The sequence below is a fragment of the Nocardioides flavus (ex Wang et al. 2016) genome (assembly GCF_014653115.1).
In the GTDB taxonomy this organism is placed as follows: domain Bacteria; phylum Actinomycetota; class Actinomycetes; order Propionibacteriales; family Nocardioidaceae; genus Nocardioides; species Nocardioides flavus.
Genome location: NZ_BNAD01000001.1, coordinates 187,170 through 208,350 on the forward strand (window position 1 = coordinate 187,170; position 21,181 = coordinate 208,350).

Annotated in this window: 21 protein-coding genes; 10 read left to right on the forward strand and 11 right to left on the reverse strand. The window is 72.7% G+C overall.

Features of this window, described 5'->3' with window-relative positions; all coding sequences use genetic code 11:
• Positions 1-105: 105 nt before the first annotated feature.
• Together purD and IE200_RS00930 are read right to left on the reverse strand one after the other, a co-directional pair.
• Positions 106-1,374 (reverse strand): phosphoribosylamine--glycine ligase, encoded by a 1,269-nt coding sequence (purD, locus tag IE200_RS00925; RefSeq protein ID WP_191277486.1) that lies wholly within the window; start codon positions 1,372-1,374, stop codon positions 106-108.
• Positions 1,371-2,654 carry an adenylosuccinate synthase gene (locus IE200_RS00930; RefSeq protein ID WP_191277487.1) on the reverse strand — a complete coding sequence of 428 codons (1,284 nt, stop codon included), beginning with the start codon at positions 2,652-2,654 and terminating at the stop codon, positions 1,371-1,373. Before IE200_RS00930 ends, purD begins: the two co-directional genes overlap by 4 nt.
• 173 nt (positions 2,655-2,827) lie before the next feature.
• On the opposite strand from IE200_RS00930, the gene IE200_RS00935 reads away from it, so the two are divergent.
• Entirely contained in the window at positions 2,828-3,739 is a 912-nt protein-coding gene (locus IE200_RS00935) for a diacylglycerol/lipid kinase family protein (RefSeq protein WP_191277488.1), read from the forward strand.
• Between the two features lie 16 nt (positions 3,740-3,755).
• Here the strand turns inward: IE200_RS00935 and IE200_RS00940 are convergent, their stop codons facing one another.
• On the reverse strand, positions 3,756-4,745 hold the full coding sequence (locus IE200_RS00940; RefSeq protein ID WP_191277489.1) for a helix-turn-helix domain-containing protein: 990 nt from the start codon (positions 4,743-4,745) through the stop codon (positions 3,756-3,758).
• 193 nt (positions 4,746-4,938) lie between these two features.
• Between IE200_RS00940 and lysS the strand changes: the two genes are divergently transcribed.
• The gene (gene lysS, locus IE200_RS00945) at positions 4,939-6,681 is read left to right on the forward strand and encodes a lysine--tRNA ligase (RefSeq protein WP_191277490.1); all 1,743 of its coding nucleotides are present in this window, start codon (positions 4,939-4,941) and stop codon (positions 6,679-6,681) included.
• Between the two features lie 65 nt (positions 6,682-6,746).
• Here the strand turns inward: lysS and IE200_RS00950 are convergent, their stop codons facing one another.
• Entirely contained in the window at positions 6,747-7,211 is a 465-nt protein-coding gene (locus tag IE200_RS00950) for an acyl-CoA thioesterase (protein WP_191277491.1), read from the reverse strand.
• Between the two features lie 37 nt (positions 7,212-7,248).
• On the opposite strand from IE200_RS00950, the gene IE200_RS00955 reads away from it, so the two are divergent.
• From IE200_RS00955 to mctP, 3 genes are all read left to right on the forward strand, one after another.
• Positions 7,249-7,671 (forward strand): DUF3151 domain-containing protein, encoded by a 423-nt coding sequence (locus IE200_RS00955; protein ID WP_191277492.1) that lies wholly within the window; start codon positions 7,249-7,251, stop codon positions 7,669-7,671.
• 161 nt (positions 7,672-7,832) lie between these two features.
• A complete protein-coding gene (locus tag IE200_RS00960) occupies positions 7,833-8,048 on the forward strand; it encodes a DUF3311 domain-containing protein (protein ID WP_191277493.1) in 216 nt (71 codons plus the stop codon).
• The gene (gene mctP / locus IE200_RS00965; protein WP_191277494.1) at positions 8,045-9,766 is read left to right on the forward strand and encodes a monocarboxylate uptake permease MctP; all 1,722 of its coding nucleotides are present in this window, start codon (positions 8,045-8,047) and stop codon (positions 9,764-9,766) included. Before IE200_RS00960 ends, mctP begins: the two co-directional genes overlap by 4 nt.
• Positions 9,767-9,887: 121 nt before the next feature.
• On the opposite strand, the gene fbaA is transcribed toward mctP, so the two are convergent.
• The 4 genes from fbaA to pyrE all read right to left on the reverse strand — a co-directional run bounded on the left by fbaA (position 9,888) and on the right by pyrE (position 13,115).
• Complete coding sequence (fbaA, locus tag IE200_RS00970) at positions 9,888-10,922, reverse strand: class II fructose-bisphosphate aldolase (protein WP_191277495.1); 1,035 nt, start codon at positions 10,920-10,922, stop codon at positions 9,888-9,890.
• A gap of 262 nt (positions 10,923-11,184) precedes the next feature.
• The gene (locus IE200_RS00975) at positions 11,185-11,841 is read right to left on the reverse strand and encodes a TrmH family RNA methyltransferase (protein WP_191278106.1); all 657 of its coding nucleotides are present in this window, start codon (positions 11,839-11,841) and stop codon (positions 11,185-11,187) included.
• 44 nt (positions 11,842-11,885) lie between these two features.
• On the reverse strand, positions 11,886-12,551 hold the full coding sequence (locus IE200_RS00980) for a DedA family protein (protein WP_229855931.1): 666 nt from the start codon (positions 12,549-12,551) through the stop codon (positions 11,886-11,888).
• Positions 12,552-12,581: 30 nt separating this feature from the next.
• Positions 12,582-13,115: an orotate phosphoribosyltransferase gene (gene pyrE / locus IE200_RS00985; protein WP_191277496.1), complete on the reverse strand. Its 534-nt coding sequence runs from the start codon at positions 13,113-13,115 to the stop codon at positions 12,582-12,584.
• Between the two features lie 80 nt (positions 13,116-13,195).
• Between pyrE and IE200_RS00990 the strand changes: the two genes are divergently transcribed.
• Positions 13,196-14,371 (forward strand): pyridoxal phosphate-dependent aminotransferase, encoded by a 1,176-nt coding sequence (locus tag IE200_RS00990; RefSeq protein ID WP_191277497.1) that lies wholly within the window; start codon positions 13,196-13,198, stop codon positions 14,369-14,371.
• A 24-nt stretch (positions 14,372-14,395) separates the two neighbouring features.
• Here the strand turns inward: IE200_RS00990 and IE200_RS00995 are convergent, their stop codons facing one another.
• A complete protein-coding gene (locus IE200_RS00995) occupies positions 14,396-15,196 on the reverse strand; it encodes a hypothetical protein (RefSeq protein ID WP_191277498.1) in 801 nt (266 codons plus the stop codon).
• 55 nt (positions 15,197-15,251) lie between these two features.
• Positions 15,252-16,433, reverse strand: coding sequence for a hypothetical protein (locus IE200_RS01000; RefSeq protein ID WP_191277499.1), 1,182 nt, complete (start codon positions 16,431-16,433; stop codon positions 15,252-15,254).
• 205 nt (positions 16,434-16,638) lie between these two features.
• Here IE200_RS01000 and IE200_RS01005 point away from each other — a divergent pair, with 205 nt between their 5' ends.
• From IE200_RS01005 to IE200_RS01020, 4 genes are all read left to right on the forward strand, one after another.
• Positions 16,639-17,544 (forward strand): ABC transporter ATP-binding protein, encoded by a 906-nt coding sequence (locus IE200_RS01005; protein ID WP_191277500.1) that lies wholly within the window; start codon positions 16,639-16,641, stop codon positions 17,542-17,544.
• Positions 17,541-18,362, forward strand: coding sequence for an ABC transporter permease subunit (locus IE200_RS01010; protein ID WP_229855932.1), 822 nt, complete (start codon positions 17,541-17,543; stop codon positions 18,360-18,362). Before IE200_RS01005 ends, IE200_RS01010 begins: the two co-directional genes overlap by 4 nt.
• Before the next feature lie 105 nt (positions 18,363-18,467).
• Positions 18,468-19,022, forward strand: a complete 555-nt coding sequence (locus IE200_RS01015; protein WP_191277501.1) for a cysteine hydrolase family protein — start codon at positions 18,468-18,470, stop codon at positions 19,020-19,022.
• Positions 19,019-19,972 (forward strand): PfkB family carbohydrate kinase, encoded by a 954-nt coding sequence (locus tag IE200_RS01020; RefSeq protein ID WP_191277502.1) that lies wholly within the window; start codon positions 19,019-19,021, stop codon positions 19,970-19,972. The genes IE200_RS01015 and IE200_RS01020 overlap by 4 nt, the downstream gene beginning before the upstream one ends.
• Here IE200_RS01020 and IE200_RS01025 read toward each other — a convergent pair.
• A complete protein-coding gene (locus IE200_RS01025; protein ID WP_229855933.1) occupies positions 19,969-21,105 on the reverse strand; it encodes a YihY/virulence factor BrkB family protein in 1,137 nt (378 codons plus the stop codon). The genes IE200_RS01020 and IE200_RS01025 overlap by 4 nt on opposite strands.
• Positions 21,106-21,181: the final 76 nt, after the last annotated feature.

A 21,181-nucleotide genomic window follows, 5' to 3' on the forward strand; every position in this document is an offset into this window, starting at 1 on the left:
GTGATTCGGGTGGTCGGACAGCAGTTCGTCACTGGACTACCCCGCACCGACAGCAGTTCGCCACTGGACTACGCAGCGAGGGGTGGAGGGGCGGGGGCGTACTGCTCAGCCACGGGACGCGGCACCCTCGACCACGCCAAGCGGCTCGGCGGCGATGTCGCGGCGCCACTGCGCGCCGGGGAAGCTGATGGAGGAGATGCCCTCGTACGCCTTGGCGCGGGCGTCGGCCACGTCGGTGCCGGTCGCGCGGACGGCGAGGACCCGACCGCCGGCGGTGACCAGCCCCGCGTCGGTTCGGGCGGTGCCGGCGTGGATGACGTCGACGTCGTCCTCGACCGCGAGCGTCTCGGTCCCGATGATCACGTCGCCCGACGACGAGGACCCCGGATAGCCGGCGCTCGCCATCACCACCGACACCGACGCACCGTCGGCGAAGCTCGGCGCCGGGACGCTCGCCAGGTCGCCGTCGGCGGCGGCGCGCAGCAGCGTGCCCAGCGGCGAGGTGAGCAGGGCGAGCACCGGCTGGATGTCGGGGTCGCCGAAGCGACAGTTGAACTCGATGACCTTCGGACCGGCATCGGTCAGCGCGAGCCCGACGTAGAGGCACCCGACGAACGGCGCGCCCCGCCGCTGCATCTCGGCCAGCGTCGGCGCGACGACCTCGGTCATCACGGTGTCGACCACCCCCTCGGGCAGCCACGTCAGGGGGGCGTACGACCCCATCCCGCCGGTGTTGGGCCCGCGGCCGCCGTCGAGGATGCGCTTGAAGTCCTGCGCCGGCAGCAGCGGCCGGCCGGTCCTCCCGTCGCAGACCACGAACAGCGAGAACTCGGGACCGTCGAGGAACTCCTCGACGACGACCCGGTCGCACCCGGCCGCGTGCGTCAGCGCCTCGTCGCGGTCGGCCGTCACGACCACGCCCTTGCCGGCCGCGAGGGCGTCGTCCTTGACGACGTACGGCGCACCGAAGGCGTCGAGCGCCGCCGCCACCTCCTCGGGGGTCGTGCAGGTCCGGGACCCGGCGGTCGGCACCCCGGCCGCCGCCATCACGTCCTTGGAGAAGGCCTTCGAGCCCTCGAGGCGGGCCGCGGCGAGCGACGGGCCGAAGCAGGCTATGCCCGCACCGCGCACGGCGTCCGCCACGCCGGCGACCAGCGGGGCCTCGGGGCCGACGACCACCAGGTCCGCCCCGATCGACGTCGCGAGCTCGGCGACCGCCGCGCCGTCCATCGGGTCGACGGGGTGCAGGGTGGCGACCTCGCCGATGCCCGGGTTGCCCGGCGCGGCGTGCACCTCGCTCACCGCCGGGTCCCGCGAGAGGGCGAGGGCCAGGGCGTGCTCGCGGCCGCCGGTGCCGATGACGAGGGTCCTCACCCGGGCACCACCAGGGTCTGCTCGCGACCGGGACCCACGCCGACACCCCAGATCCTCGCGCCCGACATCTCCTCGAGCGCCCGGACGTAGGCCTGGGCGTTGGCGGGCAGCTCGTCGAAGGACCGGCAGCCGGAGATGTCGCTGTTCCAGCCGTCGAAGAACTCGTAGACCGGCGTGGCGTGGTGGAACTCGGTCTGCGTCATCGGCATCTCGTCGACCCGCTGGCCGTCGACCTCGTAGGCCACGCACACCGGGATCCGGTCCCACGCGCCGAGGATGTCGAGCTTGGTCAGGAAGAGCTCGGTGAGGCCGTTGACCCGGCTCGCGTAGCGCGCGACGACCGCGTCGTACCAGCCGCAGCGACGCGTACGGCCGGTCGAGACGCCGATCTCGCCGCCGAGCTGCTGCAGCTGGATGCCGTCCTCGTCGAACAGCTCGGTGGGGAACGGGCCGGCGCCGACGCGGGTCGTGTAGGCCTTGATCACACCGATCACCCGGTCGATGCGGGTCGGCCCGACGCCGGCGCCCACGCACACGCCGCCCGCGACCGGGTTGGACGAGGTGACGAACGGGTAGGTGCCGTGGTCGACGTCGAGCATGGTGGCCTGCGCGCCCTCGAAGAGCACGGTCTCGCCGGCGTCGAGCGCGGTGTTGAGCAGCAGCGAGGTGTCGCACACCATCGGCCGCAGCCGCTCGGTGTAGGACAGCAGCTCCTCGACGACCGCGTCGACCTCGATCGCACGCCGGTTGTAGACCTTGCTGAGGAGGTGGTTGCGCACGTCGAGCGCAGCCTCGACCTTCTGCGTGAGGATCTTCTCGTCGAAGAGGTCGGCGATGCGGACGCCGACGCGGTTGATCTTGTCGGCGTACGCCGGGCCGATGCCGCGTCCGGTGGTGCCGATCTGGTTCTTGCCGAGGAAGCGCTCGGTGACCTTGTCGATCGTCGCGTGATAGCTGGCGATGACGTGCGCGTTGGCACTGACCTTGAGGTCGGCCACCTCCACCCCGCGCGCGACGAGGCCGTCGAGCTCGCGGAAGAGCGCCTCCGGCGAGACCACGACGCCGTTGGCGATGACCGAGGTGGCGCCCGGCGTGAGGATGCCGCTGGGCAGCAGGTGCGTGGCGTACTTCTCGCCGTTGACCACGATGGTGTGGCCGGCGTTGTGGCCGCCGCTCGTGCGCACGACGTAGTCGATGGTGTCGGTGGTGGCCAGCAGGTCGGTGGCCTTGCCCTTGCCCTCGTCGCCCCACTGGGCGCCGAGCACGACGATCGCGGGCATCTCAGCCCTCCTAGTCACGTCAGCAGAAATGGTCGGTGCAGAAATGCGAAGGGCCCCGGCACAAGGCACCGGGGCTCTTGCGGCGCCACGCTACCGCACCCGGCGCCCACGACCCGGTGCGCGCGTCCCCAGGGGTGGACGCGGCCGTGACCGCGTCGGCTAGCGTTCGGCCCGTGCGCTCCCTGCTCGTCATCACCAACGCCGAGGCCGGCACCTCCGACGAGGAGCGGCTGGCCGAGGCGCTCGCCGTCCTCCGCGAGCAGGCCTCGGTCGAGGTCGAGAAGACCTCCAACCCCGGCGAGCTCGACGGCGTCCTGCACCGCGCGGGCGGCCGTACGGTCGTGGTGGCAGGCGGCGACGGCAGCCTGCACGCGGTCGTCACCGCACTGCACAAGCGCCAGGAGCTGGCCGACACGACGCTGGGCCTCCTGCCGATGGGCACCGGCAACGACTTCGCCCGCGGCAACGACATCCCGCTCGAGGTCGCGGACGCTGCCCGCCTGGTCCTCGAGGGCGAGGCCCGCGGTGTCGACCTGCTCGTCGACGAGGTCGGCAACGTCGTGGTCAACAACGTGCACGTCGGCGTCGGTGCGCAGGCCAGCCGCAAGGGCGCGAAGTGGAAGGCCCGCCTGGGATCGGTCGGGGTGGGCAAGGTCAACCTGGGCAAGCTCGGCTATCCGATCGGCGCCGCGCTGTCGGCCTTCCACCCGCCGAGCTGGCGCCTGCGTGTCGAGGTCGACGGCCGCGTCGTCAACGACGTGGACCGCCCGGTCCTCATGGTCGCCATCGGCAACGGTGGCAACGTCGGCGGCGGCACCGAGCTCAACCCCGACGCCGACACCGAGGACGGTCTGCTCGACGTGATGATCAGCCGCGCCGTGCGCCCGATGGCCAAGCTGGGCTACGTCGCCCGGCTGCGCAAGGGCGAGCACGAGGACCGCGACGACGTCGTCACGCTGCGCGGCACGTCGGTGAAGGTCAGCGGCGACGAGTTCTGGCTCTCCGCCGACGGGGAGATCTCCGGCCCCGAGCGCAGCCGCAGCTGGCGCCTCGAGCGCGCGGCGTACTCGATGATCCTGCCCTGACGCCGCACAGCCGGCCTCACAGCCAGCCGCGACGCACCGCCTCGGCCCCTGCCTGGAAGCGCGTGTCGACGCCGAGCTCGGTCATCAGCGCGGCGACCCGGCGCCGTACGGTGCGCAGGCCGATGCCCAGCTTGCGGGCGATGACCTCGTCCGTCGCGCCCGCCATCAGCTGCTCGAGGAGGAACTGGCGCCCGTCCGGGTCGGCGTCCCCGGACTCCAGCTCGGGCACCGGGGCCGCGCGCGACCACAGCGACTCGAACCACAGCGTCAGCGCCGCGACGATCGAGCGCTGCCGCACGTGGACCCGCGGCTGGTCGGCGAAGCCGATCGGCTCGGGCAGCACCGCGTGGGTCTCGCCGAGGATGAACATGCGCGTGGGGAGCTCGGAGATCACCCGCACCTGCTCGCCCGCCCGGGCACGGGCGCGCAGCGCGTCGGGCGCCTCGGTGAGCGCGCGCACGGGGTAGATCGCCCGCGATCGGCGCCCGGTCGCGATCGCCTCGGCCAGGACCTCGCCGACGAGCGACTCGCGGGGCACCGCCCACGCGTCGGGCCGCAGCCACAGCATGTCGCCGCGGCTGGTGCGGAGCATGAGGCGCAGCAGGTCGAGCGGGTTCCCGCCGGAGCTCAGCTCGCCGTCGAGGGGACGCACCTCGCTGACGTCGGCGCGATCGGGGCGCGTCGTGGCGGCGACGAGATGGGGCACGGCGCCGGCGAGCCCGGCCAGGACGCTCGCCGACGACGCGGCCGTCCGGGCCTGGCGCAGGACGAGCTGGGAGACCGCCTCCGCCAGCGGCGGCACCACGATCCGGTCCTCGCTGACGTGCACCAACCCGCGCTCGAGGAGCGGGGCGATGTCGCGCAGCAGCTGCTCGGGGCGGGCGTGCACGAGCTGCGCCACCCCCGCCACCGTGTGGCCGGACACCGGCGCGAGCTGGAAGTAGAGTCGCTCGGCCCTGCGATCGAGGCCGAGGGCCGACAGCGCGGACGACGGGTCACCGGACATGCTGGCAGTTTAGTGCCACCGGCACTCGCGACCCGCGTGGCAGCGAACGGCCATCGGATACTGGGGCGCCAGTGCCGCCGCGGGGGTGTGCGGCCGGGCCGCTCCACTGGAGCAACAGGCGTCGGAGCCGCCACGGGGGACGGCTCCGGCGCCGGTCATCGTGGCCGGTCGTGCCACCGATAGCCTTGCGCGCATGGCACGAGGTGGACGACAGGGACAGGGCGATCCGGTCGACTGGGTGACGCGGGCGGCGGACGACGCCGTACGCCACGCGGGCGAGGGCAACCTCGTGACGGTGGCCTCCGGCGCCTCCCCGAGCGGACCGATCCACCTCGGCAACCTGCGCGAGTTCATCACGCCCCACTTCGTCGCCGAGGAGCTCCGCCGGCGCGGGGTGCCGGTGCGCCACCTGCACTCGTGGGACGACTTCGACCGCTTCCGCAAGGTCCCGGCCGGCGTGCCGGCCGAGTGGGCCGACCACATCGGCCGCCCGCTGAGCGCCGTGCCCGACCCCTGGGAGTGCCACCCCAGCTGGGCCGAGCACTTCAAGGCGCCGCTGCAGGAGGCCCTGCGCGAGCTCGGCGTGGAGATGGAGGAGATCTCCCAGACCGAGATGTACACGTCCGGCGCCTACCGCGACCAGGTGCTGCTCGCGGTCTCGCGCCGCGACGAGATCGAGGCCGTGCTCGCCAAGCACCGCACCAAGAAGGTCACCGCGGGCGAGGACGCCTCGGCCCAGGAGGCCGCCGACCTCGCCGACTCGGTCGCCAACGAGGACGACGAGGAGGGCGACCCGGGCGCCGCGACGTCCAGCGACGCGATCGCGCGCTTCCCCTACCGGCCCTACTGCCGCGAGTGCGGTCGCGACACCGTCGCCACCACGGCGTACGACGAGGCCACCACCACGCTGTCCTACACCTGCTCCTCCTGCGGCCACGAGGGCACCACCGACCTGTCGAGCGACACCGACGGCAAGCTCGTGTGGAAGGTCGACTGGCCGATGCGCTGGGCCTACGAGTCGGTCAACTTCGAGCCCGCCGGCCGCGACCACATGACGCCGGGCTCGTCCTACACCGTCGGCACCGAGATCGTGTCGTCGATCTTCGACTGGCGGGCCCCGGCGCGGGTGATCTACGCGTTCGTCGGGTTCGCGGGCGTGCAGAAGATGTCCTCCTCGGCCGGCGGCGTCCCCACCGCGACCGACGCGCTGCGGATCCTCGAGTCGCCGATGCTGCGCTGGCTCTACGTCCGGCGCGCGCCGACGCAGGCCTTCGACATCGACTTCGGCCCGGCTGTGGTGCGGCTCTACGACGAGTGGGACGCGCTGGGCCGCAAGGCCGCCGACCCGGCGAAGTCCGACGTCGCCACGCTGGCCTGGCACCGCGCGTCGGAGACCGCGGCGGCCGGCCGACTTCCGACGCCGGCCGTGCCCGTCCCGTTCCGCACGCTCTCCTCGGTCGCCGACGTGACCGCCGGGTCCGCCGAGCTGATCTCGCGCGTCGTCGAGTCCTCGGGCTTCGCGCACGACTCCGTCGCCGACCTCGAGCCGCGGTTGTCCAAGGCCATGCAGTGGACGGCCGAGCACGTGCCCGCCGCCGAGCGCACCACCGTGCGCGAGGAGCCGGACGCCGAGCGCCTCGGCTCACTGGGCGAGGACGAGGAGCTCTGGCTGCGGATCTTCCTCGACCGCCTGCCCGACGACCTCGACCTCGACGCCGCCACCAGCCTCGTCTACGGGGTGCCCAAGGTCGCCCGCGGCCTCGGCCTCGACGACCCGCCGACCGACCAGGTCAAGGCGGACCAGAAGGACTTCTTCCGGCTGCTCTACCACCTGCTCGTCTCCGCCGAGCGCGGCCCGCGACTGCCCACCCTCGTGGTGGCACTCGGCCCGGAGAAGGTGCGGCGCCTCCTGACGCCGACCGCCGGCGGATCGTGAGCACGGCGGTCGTGTGCGGCGCGCTGCTCGCGACCGTCCTCCTGGGCTGATCGTCCAGGAGCCAGTCAGCGGCGGAACGCCACCGGCTCCCCGGCGTACGCCTCGAGGTCGGCCCGGACGCCGTCGCTGATCCTCCATGCCGTCTGGGCGTGGTGGTCCCACAGCACGTTGACGCACTCCCAGACCGCGGCCGGGCCGCCGCCCTCCTCCACCCGGAGCTCGGCGGCGACGGTGAACGACGACCGGCCGACCCGGGACACCCACAGCGAGGCGAGGAACGGCTGGTAGGGCACGAAGCGCATCTCCGCGTGGTACTCGATGGTCTGCGAGGCGACGAGCTCGGACACGCCGGCGTCCGTCCCGTGCAGCAGCCCCGTCGCCCCCTCCGGAAGCCCCGGCAGCCGCGCGAACCGCAGGAACTCGTACCGCGCCTCGTCGAGCACGCGTACGGCCTCGACGTTGTCGACGTGCCCGGCGAGGTTGATGTCGCGGTAGCGCGCCTGGATCTCGGTCGTGAAGGTCTGGCCCATGGGCGAAGTGTGTCGGACGCCCGCCTAGGGTTGGACCATGACCTCCGGACCTTTCGGCGGCGACCTGATGGCCGGTCCCCCGCCCACCCACCTGCCCGCCGACCCCGCCGACGCCGAGCTCGCCGGCGGTGAGGCCCCCGCCGCGGTCGTACGCCGTCACCCGGAGTCGCCGGCCGCGTGGGCCGCGCTCGCGCTGCAGGCTCAGGAGGCCGGCGCGGACGACGTGACCGTCTACGCCTACGCCCGCGTCGGCTACCACCGCTCGCTCGACCAGCTGCGCCGCAACGGGTGGAAGGGCCACGGACCGGTGCCGTGGGACCACGAGCCCAACCGCGGCTTCCTGCGCTCGCTCGCCCTCCTCGCCCTCGCCGCCCGCGCGATCGGGGAGACCGCGGAGTGGGAGCGGTGCTCGACCTTCCTGCGGGACTCGAGCCCGGCCGCGGCCGACGAGCTGCTCTGAGGGCCTGACCGCTCGTCGCGTCAGATCGACCACTGGTCGCGTCGACGCGTCCCGGCGTTGCCGACCCCGGCTGCGTGAGTAGTGTCGCGCGAATGAGTCTCGGAGACAGCCCTCAGTCGCGCCCTGAAGACCCGGGCGTACCCCCGACGCACAAGGGCAAGATGGCACTCGCGGCCGTCCTGCTCGTGATCCCGGTCGTGGCCCTCATGTGGGTGCCGCACTACGCCAAGGTCGAGCCGGAGCTCCTCGGGTTCCCGTTCTTCTTCTGGTACCAGTTCCTCTGGGTGTTCATCTGCGCCGCCCTGACCTGGACGGCCTACAAGCTCACCCTCTCGGCTCGCGGTCTCACCACCCACAAGGTGGGTGAGGACCGATGAGCCCGCAGGTCGCGGTGCTGGCCGCGGAGGACACCAGCGGCATCAACGGGGTCGCACTGTCGGTGCTGATCGCGCTCTTCGCGCTCGTCACCGTCGCGGGCTTCATGGCGACCCGCTTCAAGCAGGCCGACTCGCTGGAGTCGCTCGAGGAGTGGGGCCTGGGCGGGCGCAAGTTCGGCACCTGGATCACGTGGTTCCTGCTCGGCGGCGACCTCTACACGGCGTACACGTTCGTCGCGGTGCCCGCGGCGATGTTCGCCCTCGGCTCGGTGGCCGGATTCTTCGCCGTGCCCTACACGATCGTGCTCTACCCGATCATCTTCATCTTCATGGCGCGGCTGTGGTCGGTCAGCCACCGCCACGGCTACGTCACGACCGCCGACTTCGTGCGCGGCCGCTACGACGACCGCGGGCTGTCGCTCGCGGTCGCGGTCACCGGCTTCGTGGCCACCATGCCCTACATCGCCCTCCAGCTCGTCGGCATCCAGGCGGTGCTCGAGGTGGCCGGGCTCGGCGGCGGCGACAACATCGTCGCCAAGGACGCGCCGCTGTTCATCGCGTTCGCGCTGCTCGCGGCCTACACCTACTCCAGCGGCCTGCGGGCCCCGGCGGTGATCGCGTTCGTCAAGGACATCCTCATCTACCTCGTGATCATCGTCGCGATCGTCTACCTGCCCGGCCAGGTCGGCGGCTGGGAAGCGATCTTCGGCGCGGCCGAGGACAAGATGGCGGCGACCAACGAGGCCACCGGCAAGCCGAACGGTGCGTTCATCCCCGGCACGGGCCAGGGGTGGGCGTACGCCACCCTCGCGCTCGGCTCGGCGCTCGCACTGTTCATGTACCCCCACTCGATCACCGCCTCGCTGTCGTCGAGCTCGCGCAACACGATCCGCCGCAACGCCGCGATCCTGCCGGCCTACTCCTTCGTGCTCGGCCTGCTGGCCCTGCTCGGCTGGGTCGCCATCGCCGCGGGCACCCAGCCGATCGGCCTCGACGGCGAGCCCAACGCGCAGCTGGTGATCCCCCAGCTCTTCGAGGACATGTTCCCGGCGTGGTTCGCCGGGGTGGCGTTCGCCGCGATCGCGATCGGCGCGCTCGTGCCGGCCGCGATCATGTCGATCGCCGCGGCCAACACGTTCAGCCGCAACATCTACAAGGAGTGGCTCAAGAAGGACGCCACACCGGCCCAGGAGGCGAAGGTCTCCAAGCTGATGTCGCTGCTCGTGAAGGCCTTCGCGCTGATCTTCGTGCTGACGCTCGACAAGCAGAACGCGATCAACTTCCAGCTCCTCGGCGGGATCTGGATGCTCCAGACGTTCCCCGTGATCGTGTTCAGCCTGTTCACGCGCTGGTTCCACCGCCACGGCCTGCTCGTGGGCTGGGCGGTCGGCATGGTCTACGGCACCGTCGGGGCGTACAACGTGAAGAACCCCGTCACCGGCAAGGCGTTCGGCGGCTCGCTCGACAACATCCCGGGCATCGGGGAGATGGGCTACATCGCGCTGACCGCGTTCGTCATCAACGTGGTCATCGCCGCGGCGCTCACGGTCGCCCTCAACGCACTGAAGGTCTCCAACGGGCGCGACGAGACGATCCCGTTCGACTACTTCGCCGACGCCGACGACCCGCGCGTGCAGAAGGACCTCGCCGACCACGCGCACCACGGCGACCCGTACGGCGACCCGGACGACATCCCGGGCAACGCGCCGGCGCGCTAGCTAGCCGGCGTACGGCCACGGACGACGCACGAGCGGTGGCCCACCCACATTCCGCGCAAGGCGGAGGTGGATGGGCCACCGCTCGTGTGGTGCGGTGCGGTGACGCGCGGGCGGGCGGCGGTCAGCGACCGAGCGACGTCCCGGCGGAGCGCAGGTTCTGGCAGGCCTCGACGATGCGGGCGGCCATGCCGGCCTCGGCGGCCTTGCCCCATGCGCGGGGGTCGTACTGCTTCTTGTTGCCGACCTCGCCGTCGATCTTCAGCACACCGTCGTAGTGGGTGAACATGTGCGCCGCGACGGGGCGGCTGAAGGCGTACTGGGTGTCGGTGTCGACGTTCATCTTGACCACGCCGAAGTCGACGGCGTCGCTGATCTCCTGCGCGGTCGAGCCCGACCCCCCGTGGAAGACGAGGTCGAACGGGCGCGCGTCGGAGCCCAGGCCCAGCGCGGCGGCGGCGGCCTCCTGCGCGGTCTTGAGGATCTCGGGGCGCAGCTTGACGTTGCCCGGCTTGTAGACGCCGTGCACGTTGCCGAAGGTCAGCGCGGTCATGTAGCGACCGTTCTCGCCGGCGCCGAGCGCCTTCACCGTGGCGACGGCGTCCTCGGGCGTGGTGTAGAGCTGGTCGTTGATCTCGTTGGCGACACCGTCCTCCTCGCCGCCGACGACACCGACCTCGATCTCGAGGATGATGTTGGCCGCGGCGCACTTGGCGAGCAGCTCCTCGGCGATCTGGAGGTTCTCGTCGAGCGGTACGGCCGAGCCGTCCCACATGTGCGACTGGAACAGCGGCGCCTCGCCGCGCGCCACGCGCTCGGCGGAGATGTCGAGCAGCGGGCGGACGAAGCCGTCGAGCTTGTCCTTGGGGCAGTGGTCGGTGTGCAGCGCGATGTTGACGGGGTAGTTCTTCGCGACCTCGGCGGCGTACGCGGCGAAGGCGACGGATCCGGTGACCATGTCCTTCACGGACGGGCCGGAGAGGTACTCCGCACCGCCGGTGGACACCTGGATGATGCCGTCGGAGCCGGCGTCGGCGAAGCCCTGGAGCGCGGCGTTGAGCGTCTGGGAGGACGACACGTTGATGGCGGGATAGGCGAAGGACTTCGACTTCGCCGCGTCGAGCATCTGCGCGTACACCTCGGGGGTGGCGATGGGCATCGGGAGATCTCCTCTGAAGCGGTCAGGCAGGCGCTGCCAACCCTAGTGGCTACCGGCGAGTCACCCCTCCGGGCCGTCCACCGGGTCGGACGCGGGCTCGGAGTCGGGGTGCACGGATCCACCCACGAGGGGCTGGCGATCACCCCGCGGCAGGCCTACCTTGACGTCGAGGCCGTCGCCAGGAGGCCGGCACCGCCAGACCTCGGGGGCCGGGTCCGGGGTGCACGAGGGGACATCCCGGGCCCGTGGGCGACCCTGGGCGCTACCCGCGCCAGGCGTCGTCGGCGGTCAGGTCGGCATGCGCGCGCACCCAGCTGTGCATCGCGATCGCCGCGGCCGAGCTGGCGTTGATCGAGCGCGTCGAGCCGAACTGCGCGATCGAGAAGGTGCCGTCGCAGACCTCGCGGGCCGCCTCGGAGAGGCCGGGCCCCTCCTGGCCGAACAGGAAGCACACCCGCCGGGGCAGCTCCATCGTCTCAAGGTGCAGCGACCCGGGCAGGTTGTCGATGCCGAGGAGCCGCACCGGCCCTCCCCCGTCCGGACCGAGGGAGCGGAGGTACGCCGCCAGGCTCGCCGCGTCGGGGTGGTGGCGCACGTGCTGGTAGCGGTCGGTCACCATCGCGCCGCGGCGGTTCCAGCGTCGGTTGCCGACGATGTGCACCTCGGCGGCCAGGAACGCGTTGGCCGTGCGCACGATGGTGCCGATGTTGAAGTCGTGCTGCCAGTTCTCGATCGCGACGTGGAAGTCGTGGCGCCGGGTGTCGAGGTCGGCGACGATCGCCTCCATCGTCCAGTAGCGGTAGCGGTCGACGACGTTGCGGCGGTCGCCCTCGCGGAGCAGGTCGGCGTCCCACTGCGGGCCCTCGGGCCACGGGCCCTGCCACGGGCCGACCCCCACCTCGGGTGGGCCGTGGGGCATGGGGTCGTACGGAGCCCGCTGCTGCTCCTCGCCCACGCCCGCGCTCACTCGATCGGCGGGGCGGGCCGGCGGCGCACCGACCGGACCCGCAGGAGCACCCACCACGCCGCGGCCGACACGACCGTGACGATGACGGCCTTCTGGAAGGTGCCGGCGTAGGTCTCGACGACGTGCCACTGCTCGCCGAGGTGGTAGCCGGCCAGCACGAAGATCGTGTTCCAGATGGCGCTGCCGGCCAGCGTCAGGCCCAGGAACTGCAGCATCGGCATCCGCTCGATCCCCGCCGGCACCGAGATCAGGCTGCGGAAGATCGGCACCATCCGGCCGAAGAAGACGGCCTTGCGCCCGTGCTTGGCGAACCACTCCTCGGTGCGCTCGAGGTCGGAGGTCTTGGTGAGCGGCAGCCGGTCCCAGATCCAGTACATGCGGTCCCGGCCGAACAGCACCCCGAGCTGGTAGAGCGCGAACGCCCCCACCACCGAGCCGATGGTCGTCCACACCAGCGCCTCGACCAGCGAGAAGGAGCCCTGGCTCGCGGTGAACCCGGCGAGCGGCAGGATGACCTCGCTCGGGAGCGGCGGGAACAGGTTCTCCAGGGCGATGACCAGCGCCGCCCCGACCGGCCCGAGCCGCTCCATGAGGTCGACCGCCCACCCGGCGACGCCGTCGAGCTCGGCATCGGGCTGGGCGGTGAGGAGGTGGAGAAGCACGCAGAGACCCTAGATCACCGGCGGCAGAGGTCAGCCATCTGCGCGTACGGCGTCCAGGTCGGCGCGGGTGAGCACCGACCGGACCTCCAGGCCCACGTCGGCCAACGGGTCCTCCCCGGCCGGGGACCGGTCGATCGCGCACACGACGACCTCGACCGTCGCGCCGGCCGCCCGCAGCTCGCGCGTGGCGTCGCGCACGGCACCGCCGGTGGTGATGACGTCCTCGATGATCGTGATCCGCCGGCCGGCGACGTCGGGCCCCTCAGCGAGCTTGCAGGTGCCGTACTCCTTGGCCTTCTTGCGCACGAACAGGGCGGGCAGACCCGTCTTCGCCGAGACCATCGTGGCGATCGGGATGCCGCCGAGCTCGAGGCCGCCGAGCAGCTCGGTGCCCTCGGGCAGCAGGTCGAGCATCCGGGTCGCGACCCGGTCCAGCAGCTCGGGCCGGGCCTCGAAGAGGTACTTGTCGAAGTAGGTGTCGGCGACCTGCCCGGACCGCAGGGTGAACTCCCCGGTCAGGCGGCAGGCCGCGTCGATGTCGCGTGCGAGCGTCTCGTCAACCACGCCTTGCAGCCTAGGGGGTGGCGGGCCGGCGCGGCGGAGGGCCGATCCCGCCGGACGGTGACCGCACTAACCTCGAGGGCATGTCCGCGACCGCCCCTCCCCTCGCCCGCCGCCTCGCCCACGTCCCGCCGACCGTCTTCAGCGAGATGTCGGCGCTCGCGCTGCGCACCGGTGCGATCAACCTCGGCCAGGGCTTCCCGGACGTCGACGGTCCGGCATCGGTGGTCGCGGCGGCCGAGGCCGCGCTCGAGTCGGGTGCCAACCAGTACGCCCCGGGCATCGGGGTGCCCGCCCTGCGCGCGGCGATCGCGCGCCACCAGCAGCGCAACTACGGCCTGGAGGTCGACCCCGACCGGGAGGTCGTGGTGACTACCGGGTGCACCGAGGCGGTCGCGGCCGCGCTGCTCGGGCTGGTCGACCCGGGCGACGAGGTGGTCGTCCTGGAGCCCTACTACGACTCCTACGTCGCCATGCTCGAGATGTGCGGTGCGCAGCGCCGCCCGGTCACGCTGCGGGCGCCTGCCTTCCGGCCCGACCCCGACGAGCTCCGTGCAGCCATCACCGACCGGACGAAGCTGGTGCTGCTGAACACGCCGCACAACCCGACGGGGACGGTGCTGACGGGCGAAGAGCTGCAGCTGATCGCGGACCTCGCCGTCGAGCACGACGTCCTGGTCGTGACCGACGAGGTCTACGAGCACCTCGTCTTCGACGGCCGCGCGCACGTGCCGATCGCGACGCTGCCGGGCATGTGGGAGCGCACCCTCACCCTGTCGAGCGCCGGGAAGTCGTACTCCTTCACCGGCTGGAAGGTCGGCTGGGCCACCGGACCCGCGCCGCTGGTGCAGGCGGTCCTCGCGGCCAAGCAGTGGCTGACCTTCACCTCCGGCTCACCACTCCAGCCCGCCGTCGCGCACGCCCTCGACCACGAGCCCGACTGGCCGCGCGCGCTCGCCCGCGACCTGCAGGGTCGCCGCGACCTGCTGTGCGACGGCCTCGCCGCGGCGGGGCTCACGCCGCGCGTGCCGGAGGGCACCTACTTCGTGACGACCGACGTGTCCCACCTCGGCTGGGCCGACGGCCGCGAGCTGTGCCTCGCCCTGCCCGAGCGGGCCGGGGTCGTCGCGATCCCGACGCAAGGCTTCTACGACGACGTCGACGCCGGCCGGCACCTGGTGCGCTGGGCGTTCTGCAAGCAGCCCGAGGTGATCAGCGAGGGACTGCGACGCCTGGCCGAGGCCGACCTCCACCGCTGAGCGCGGACCAGCACGGCGTCCGATTCAGCGGCCCGGGTAGTCCTTCGGCGGGTAGTCCGAACCGCTCGAGCCGCCGTCGGCCGGCGGCTGCTGGCCGTACGGGTTGTCGCTGCGGCCGTAGGGGTTGTCCTGGCCGTAGGGGTTGTCGCTGCGGCCGTAGGGGTCCTGCTGGGCACCGTAGGGGTTCGATCCCGGGTAGCCCTGGCCGTACGGCGTGGGCGTCCCGACAGCCGCGGAGGTGCCCCTGAACCACTCGCTCGCACCGCCGACGAACAGCAGCACGATCGTGGCCACGGCGCCGACGAGCGACACCACGGAGATCCCGCTCCCGATGCCGATGAGGGACAGGAGCGCGACGACGCCGCTGGAGATGACGAGCAGGATGCGCGCGACGTTGGAGCGGCGCAGCACGAAGACCGCCAGCACGAGGGCGACCAACGCCCACACGAGGAGCACCAGGATCACGGCGACCAGGACGCCGACGATCGACTCCGGGTCGATCTGCACGTCGGTGCCGACCGCGCCGGACTCCATCTCCCGCTCGATCTGGTCCACCAGGTCGCCGCGCGCGACCACGAGGCCGAGGGCGCCCAGGCCGAGGAACAACGCGGTGATGCCGGAGAGGACGATCGTGATCCAGGCCGCGGCGGTCACGGTGCCGGGGCGGCGGTCGCCGGCCGGCTGGCCGTACTGCTGGCCGTACTGCTGGCCGTACGGCTGCTGACCGGGGGGCGGCTGGCCGTAGGGGTTCCCCTGCGGAGGGGGACCGTAGGGGTCCTGGCCGTACGGCGTGTGCGTCGGGCCGGGGTCGCTGGGCTCGCTCATGGGGCTATCTCACCACGCCCGGCCAACGGCGACCCACCGCGCCGGTGGGCGGCGGTCAGCGCGCGTCGAAGGAGAACCAGCGGCGCACCTCGACGCGTCGCAGGCACACCAGCGTGGCGACCGCGGCGGCCGCCGGGACGAGCACCAGCGGGGCGTTGAGCACGAGCGCGAAGCACGCGACGGCGCTGAAGGCCGCGTTGACCATCAGGCCGCGGCGCGCCCACGCACGGCGGGCCATCGCGAACCCGGCGAGCGTCAGCGCGACCACGCACCACACGATGAAGGCGCCGGCCACGGCGAACACGGTCGTCCGCAGGTCCTGCAGCGTGAGGCCGTCGGCGACGAGCTCCGGCTGCTGCTGCTCCATGATGCTCATCAGGAACTCGGGCGAGAGCCCGGCGATCGCGAGCCACAGCACCGAGAGGCCGAGCAGCCCGCCGGCCGTGACGACCGTGATGACGAAGGCCGCCACCATCGCGCCGGGACGCGCAGGGACGGGCGCGTGCTGCGGCCAGCTGCCCGTCGGGGCGGCGTACGGCTGGGGCTGGGGCTGGGGCTGGGGCTGGGACGGAGCGGAGGGCTGGGGGTAGGGCTGGCCGTACGGCGACTCGGCCGGGCGCGGGCCGGGCTGCTGGGCGGACGGCGGCTCGCCGAAGGGACGGGTGGCCGGCGGCGGGGGGCCGGGCGCGTCGGGGGTCCCGCCGGCGGGGGGCTCGGGCGGCTGGGGCGGGCGGCCCCACGGGTCGGGACGGTCGGTCGACCTGCCGAGGTCCTTCTCCTTGGTCCCGGACGGCTCGGGCGGGGTCCAGCGCCCAGTAGCGAACCACTCGCGCCCGGGCTGCATCCACAGCATCGCGGCGCCCGCGGCGACGAACGAGCCGGCGAGGCCGCCGGCGGGCAGGCCGGTGAGGAAGACCAGCACGGCGAAGACCGTCAGCCCGAGCCGCGCGGAGCGGTCGGGCTTGCGGACGTACCAGCCGAGGATCGCGGTGGCGCAGGCGCAGACGGCGGCGACCATGCAGGCGATCCGCAACAGGTCGGTCGTGCTGGACACCGTCAGGTCGAGGGAGGAGAAGGGCGACTCGGCCAGCACCTCCCGGATCGCCTCCTGGGTCTCGAGCGAGCCGAGGGAGGTGACGCGCTCCCACACGGTCAGCAGCACCACCACCGACGAGAAGATGACGATGCCCGAGGCCAGGGTGACCTGGGGCGGACGCTGCGTGGTGGGCTGGCTCACCCGGCCATTGTCCCAAGGGGGCCACAACCTCGAACCTGCCGCCCCGGTAGTCAGGGACGTTCCGGTAGGTCCGAGGGCCGGATCGCCTACCAGTTCGTCCCGAACTACCGACTGGTGGCTGGGGGTCATCTCAGGGTCGTCCTCAGGGGGCTGAGGGGCCCTGTCCCCGATGCGCGGGACACCGTGCCGCGGTGAGGCTGGGACCATGATCAGCGTCGAGCACCTCACCAGGCAGTACGGCCGGTTCACGGCCGTCGACAACGTGTCCTTCACGGCCGCCACCGGTCGCGTCACGGGCTTCCTCGGCCCCAACGGCGCCGGCAAGTCCACCACCATGCGCATCATGGTCGGCCTGACCCGGCCGACCTCGGGCCGCGTCACGATCACCGGCCGCGACTACCGCGAGATGGTCAACCCCGGTCTCGAGGTCGGGGTGCTGCTGGACGCGTCCGCGCAGCACGCGGGACGCACCGGCCGCGAGATCCTGGCGGTCGCGGCGCAGACGATGGGCCTGCCCCGGTCCCGCGTCGCCGAGACCCTCGCCCGCGTCGGCCTCACCGAGGACGAGGCGGGGCGCCGGGTGCGCAACTACTCCCTCGGCATGCGCCAGCGCCTCGGCATCGCGACCGCCCTGATCGGCGACCCCCAGGTGCTGGTCCTCGACGAGCCCGCCAACGGCCTCGACCCCGCCGGCATCCGCTGGATGCGCGACCTGTTGCGTGGCTTCGCCGACGACGGCGGCACCGTCCTGCTCTCCTCGCACCTGTTGCACGAGATCGAGGTCATCGCCGACGACATCGTGGTCATCGGCCAGGGCCGCATCGTGGCGCAGGGCAGCAAGGCCGAACTCCTCGCCGCGGCGGGCACCCTCGTCCGCACCGCCGACCCCTCCCAGCAGGACCGGCTGGCCCGTGCCCTGCACGAGTCGGCGGTCGTCACCACCCCGATCGACGGCGGCCTGCGGGCCGACGCCGATCCCGAGCTCGTCGGCGAGACCGCGCACCGCGCCGGTGTCGCCCTGCGCGAGCTGCGCGCCGCCGACGGCGCCGGGCTGGAGGAGATGTTCCTCGAGCTCACCGCCCAGACCTCCCGCGAAGGAGCAGCAGCATGACCACCACGTTCCCGCCCGCCGCCCCGACCCGTACGAGCGACGGCCCGCCGCCGGCGACCCGCGCCGTACGCCCCATCCCGACGACCCGACTGGTGGGGGTCGAGCTGCGCAAGATGTTCGACACGCGCGCGGGCTTCTGGCTGATGGCCAGCGTCGGCATCGTCTCGGTGCTCGCCAGCGCCGCGGTGATCATCTGGGCCCCGGACACCGCGATCACGCAGGAGACCTTCTCGACCGCGATCGGCATGCCGCTGTCGGTGGTGCTGCCGATCATCGCGATCCTGTCCGTGACCGGCGAGTACAGCCAGCGCACCGGCCTGACGACCTACACGCTCGTGCCGTGGCGCGGCCGGGTGATGACCGCCAAGGTCGTGGCGACCCTGCTCGTCGGCGTCGCGGCGATGTTCGTCGCGCTCGTGGTCGGCGCGCTCGGCAACGTCGTCGGCACCGCGGTGACCGGCCTCGACGCGACCTGGGACATCACGCTCGCCCAGTTCGGCAACATCGTGCTGGCCAACGTGCTCGGGATGCTGATGGGTCTGATGCTCGGCGTGCTGTTCCGCAGCTCGGCCGGCGCGATCGTGGGCTACTTCGTCTACTCGTTCGTCCTGCCGGTGGCGTTCGGGACGCTGGCGGCGTTCCAGGAGTGGTTCCGCGACCTGCAGCCGTGGGTCGACGTGAACTTCGCGGTCACCCGGCTCTTCGACCAGACGATGACCGCGGAGTACTGGCAGCAGCTCGGCGTCTCGACCCTGGTGTGGCTCTGGATCCCGCTGGCCGTCGGCCTGCGCGTGATCCTGCGTGCCGAGGTGAAGTAGGTCCTTCCCTCGTGCCCACCAGCGGCTGCCGGTCGGGGGACCGGCGGCCGCTGGTGTCCTTCCCGGAGGTGGGGCTCTGACAGGCGCCTCTGACAGGGTGGCGGCATGCACCCCGACGCCTGGCTGGTCGTCATCGACCCGCAGCGGATCTTCGCCTCGCCGGACAGCGCGTGGGGCTCGCCGATGTTCCCGGACATCGTGCAGCCCGTACGCCGCCTCGCCGCCGTCGCCGGTGAGCGCACCGTGGTCACCCGCTGGGTCCCGGCGCGCGACCCGCAGGGCAGCTGGGCGGCGTACCTCGCGGCGTGGCCGTTCGCCGACGTCACGGCCGACGACCCGCTGCTCGCGCTCGTGCCCGAGGCGCGGGACCTGGGCACGACGACGGTCTCGCTGCCCACCTTCGGCAAGTGGGGGCCGGAGCTGGCGGCGGTGACCGGGCCGACCCCCCGCCTGGTGCTCACCGGGGTGAGCACCGACTGCTGCGTCATCTCGACCGCGCTCGCCGCCGCCGACGCGGGCGCGACGATCACGGTCGTCACCGACGCGTGCGCGGGCTCGACGCCGCAGAACCACCGCGCCGCGATGGACGTGATGGCCCTCTACCCGCCCCAGATCACCCTCGCCACGAGCGACGAGGTCCTCGCGGAGGACGCCCGGTGAGCCGGGTGATCCACACCGGCCAGGCGCTGGTCGACGTCGTCGTCGAGGTGCCGGACCTCCCCGACCGCGGCCAGAACGTGATGGCCTCGTCCGCGACCGACTACGCCGGGGGCGCGGTGACCGTGCTGCTGGCGGCCGCCCGGTTCGGCGCCGACTGCGTGCACGCCGGCGCGCACGGCACCGGCCCCCACGGCGACCTCGTCCGCGAGGCCCTGGGCCGCGACGGCATCACGGTCTCCGCTCCCCCGGTCGACGACCTCGACACCGGGATCTGCGTGGTCATGCTCGAGCCGAGCGCCGAGCGGACGTTCGTGACCACGCTCGGTGCCGAGCGCCGGATCTCCGTCGACTCGCTGGGCACGTCCGGGCCGCGGCCCGGCGACCTGGTCTGCGTCACCGGCTTCTCCCTCGCCCTCGACAGCACCCGCGACCCGCTCCTGGCGTGGCTGCCGGCGCTGCCACCCGAGGTGGTCGTCGTGCTCGACCCCGGCGCCGCGTTCGCCGGGCTGCCCGAGGACGTACGCCTCGCGATGCTCGAGGTCACCGACGTCTGGTCGAGCAACGCCGAGGAGGCCGAGGAGCTCCTGCGCGCCCTCGGGCACGAGCCGCCCAGCGACCTCGCCGCCCTCACCACCGCCGTCGCGCCCCTGCTCCGCGGTGACGCCGTCGCGATCGTGCGCGACGGCCCCGAGGGCTGCGCGGTGCACGTGGCGGGCGAGACGTCGTACGTCCCCGGCTTCCCGCAGGCGCCGGTCGACACCAACGGCGCCGGCGACACCCACACGGGCGCGCTGCTGGCAGAGGTCGCGGCAGGCACCGCGTGGGTCGAGGCCTGCCGGCGCGCCAACGCGGCGGCGGCCATCAAGGTCACCCGGCGCGGTCCGGAGTCGGCCCCCACCGCGGCGGAGGTCGACGCGTTCCTCGCCGGGGACGACCGGGCGCGAGCCTAGGAGCGCCCGCGCGACTCGCGCAGCCGCCGGCCCCGCTCGACGTCCTCGCGCTCCTTCTTCGCCGCCTTCTCCGACTTGCGGGTGTCGCGCGGCGGCAGCTGGAGCTCCTCCTCGGCGGCGATCCCGGCCTGGAGCTGGCGCCCGCGCTCGATCTCGGCGTCGAGCTCTGCGCCGAAGAGCAGCGCGAGGTTCGTGATCCACAGCCAGAGCAGGAAGGCGATCACGCCCGCCAGCGAGCCGTACGTCTTGTCGTAGCTGGAGAAGTTCGCGACGTAGAAGCCGAACGCCGCCGACGCGAGCACCCACACCACGATCGCGACGAGGGCGCCGATGCTGATCCAGCGGAACTTCGGCTGCTTGACGTTGGGCGTGGCGTAGTAGAGGAGCGCGACGATGACCACGACGACGCCGAGCAGGACCGGCCACTTCGCGATGCCCCAGACCGTCACGGCCACGGTCTCGAGGCCGATCGCCCGGCCGACCGCCTCGGCGGCGGGACCGGTCAGGACGAGGCCGAGCGCGACGGCCGCGGCGAGCAGCACCGTGACGAGGGTGACGAGCAGCATCACCGGCCGCAGCTTCCATATCGGCCGGCCCTCGTCGATCTCGTAGATGCGGTTCATCCCGCGACCGAAGGCGTTGACGTAGCCCGAGGCCGACCACAGCGCCACGGCGAGGCCGATGACGAGAGCGAGACCGGCGCTCTCGTTGGACGCGAGCGCGACCAGCGTCGGCTCGAGGGTGTCGGCCGCGGACGTGGCGCCCACGTCACGCAGGATGTCGAGCAGCGTGTCGACCGTCTGCCGGCGGTCGCCGACCAGCCCGACGAGCGAGAGCAGGGCGATCGCGCCCGGGAAGAGCGCGAGGACCGAGTAGTAGGTGAGCGCCGCGGCGAGGTCGGTGCACTGGTCGTCGCCGAACTCGCGCACGGTCTTGCGCAGGGCGTACCCCCACGTCGGCTTCACCAGGTCGTCGGGCGAGTCGGGCTTGTGCGCGGCGTCGGCCGGCGGGGCGGTCCGCTCCCGCTCGGCGCTCGTGGACTCCGCGGCGGTGCCCACGGCTGCGGCGTCGTCCCGCGAGTCGTCCCGCGAGTCGGCCCTCGAGTCGGCGGTCGGGTCTGCTCGATGCGTCATGCGCGTCCAGTGCCCGGGGCCCGACCCCTCCATGCGCGTCCGTGCGCACTCGTCCACGGGGGCCGTCTCGCTACGG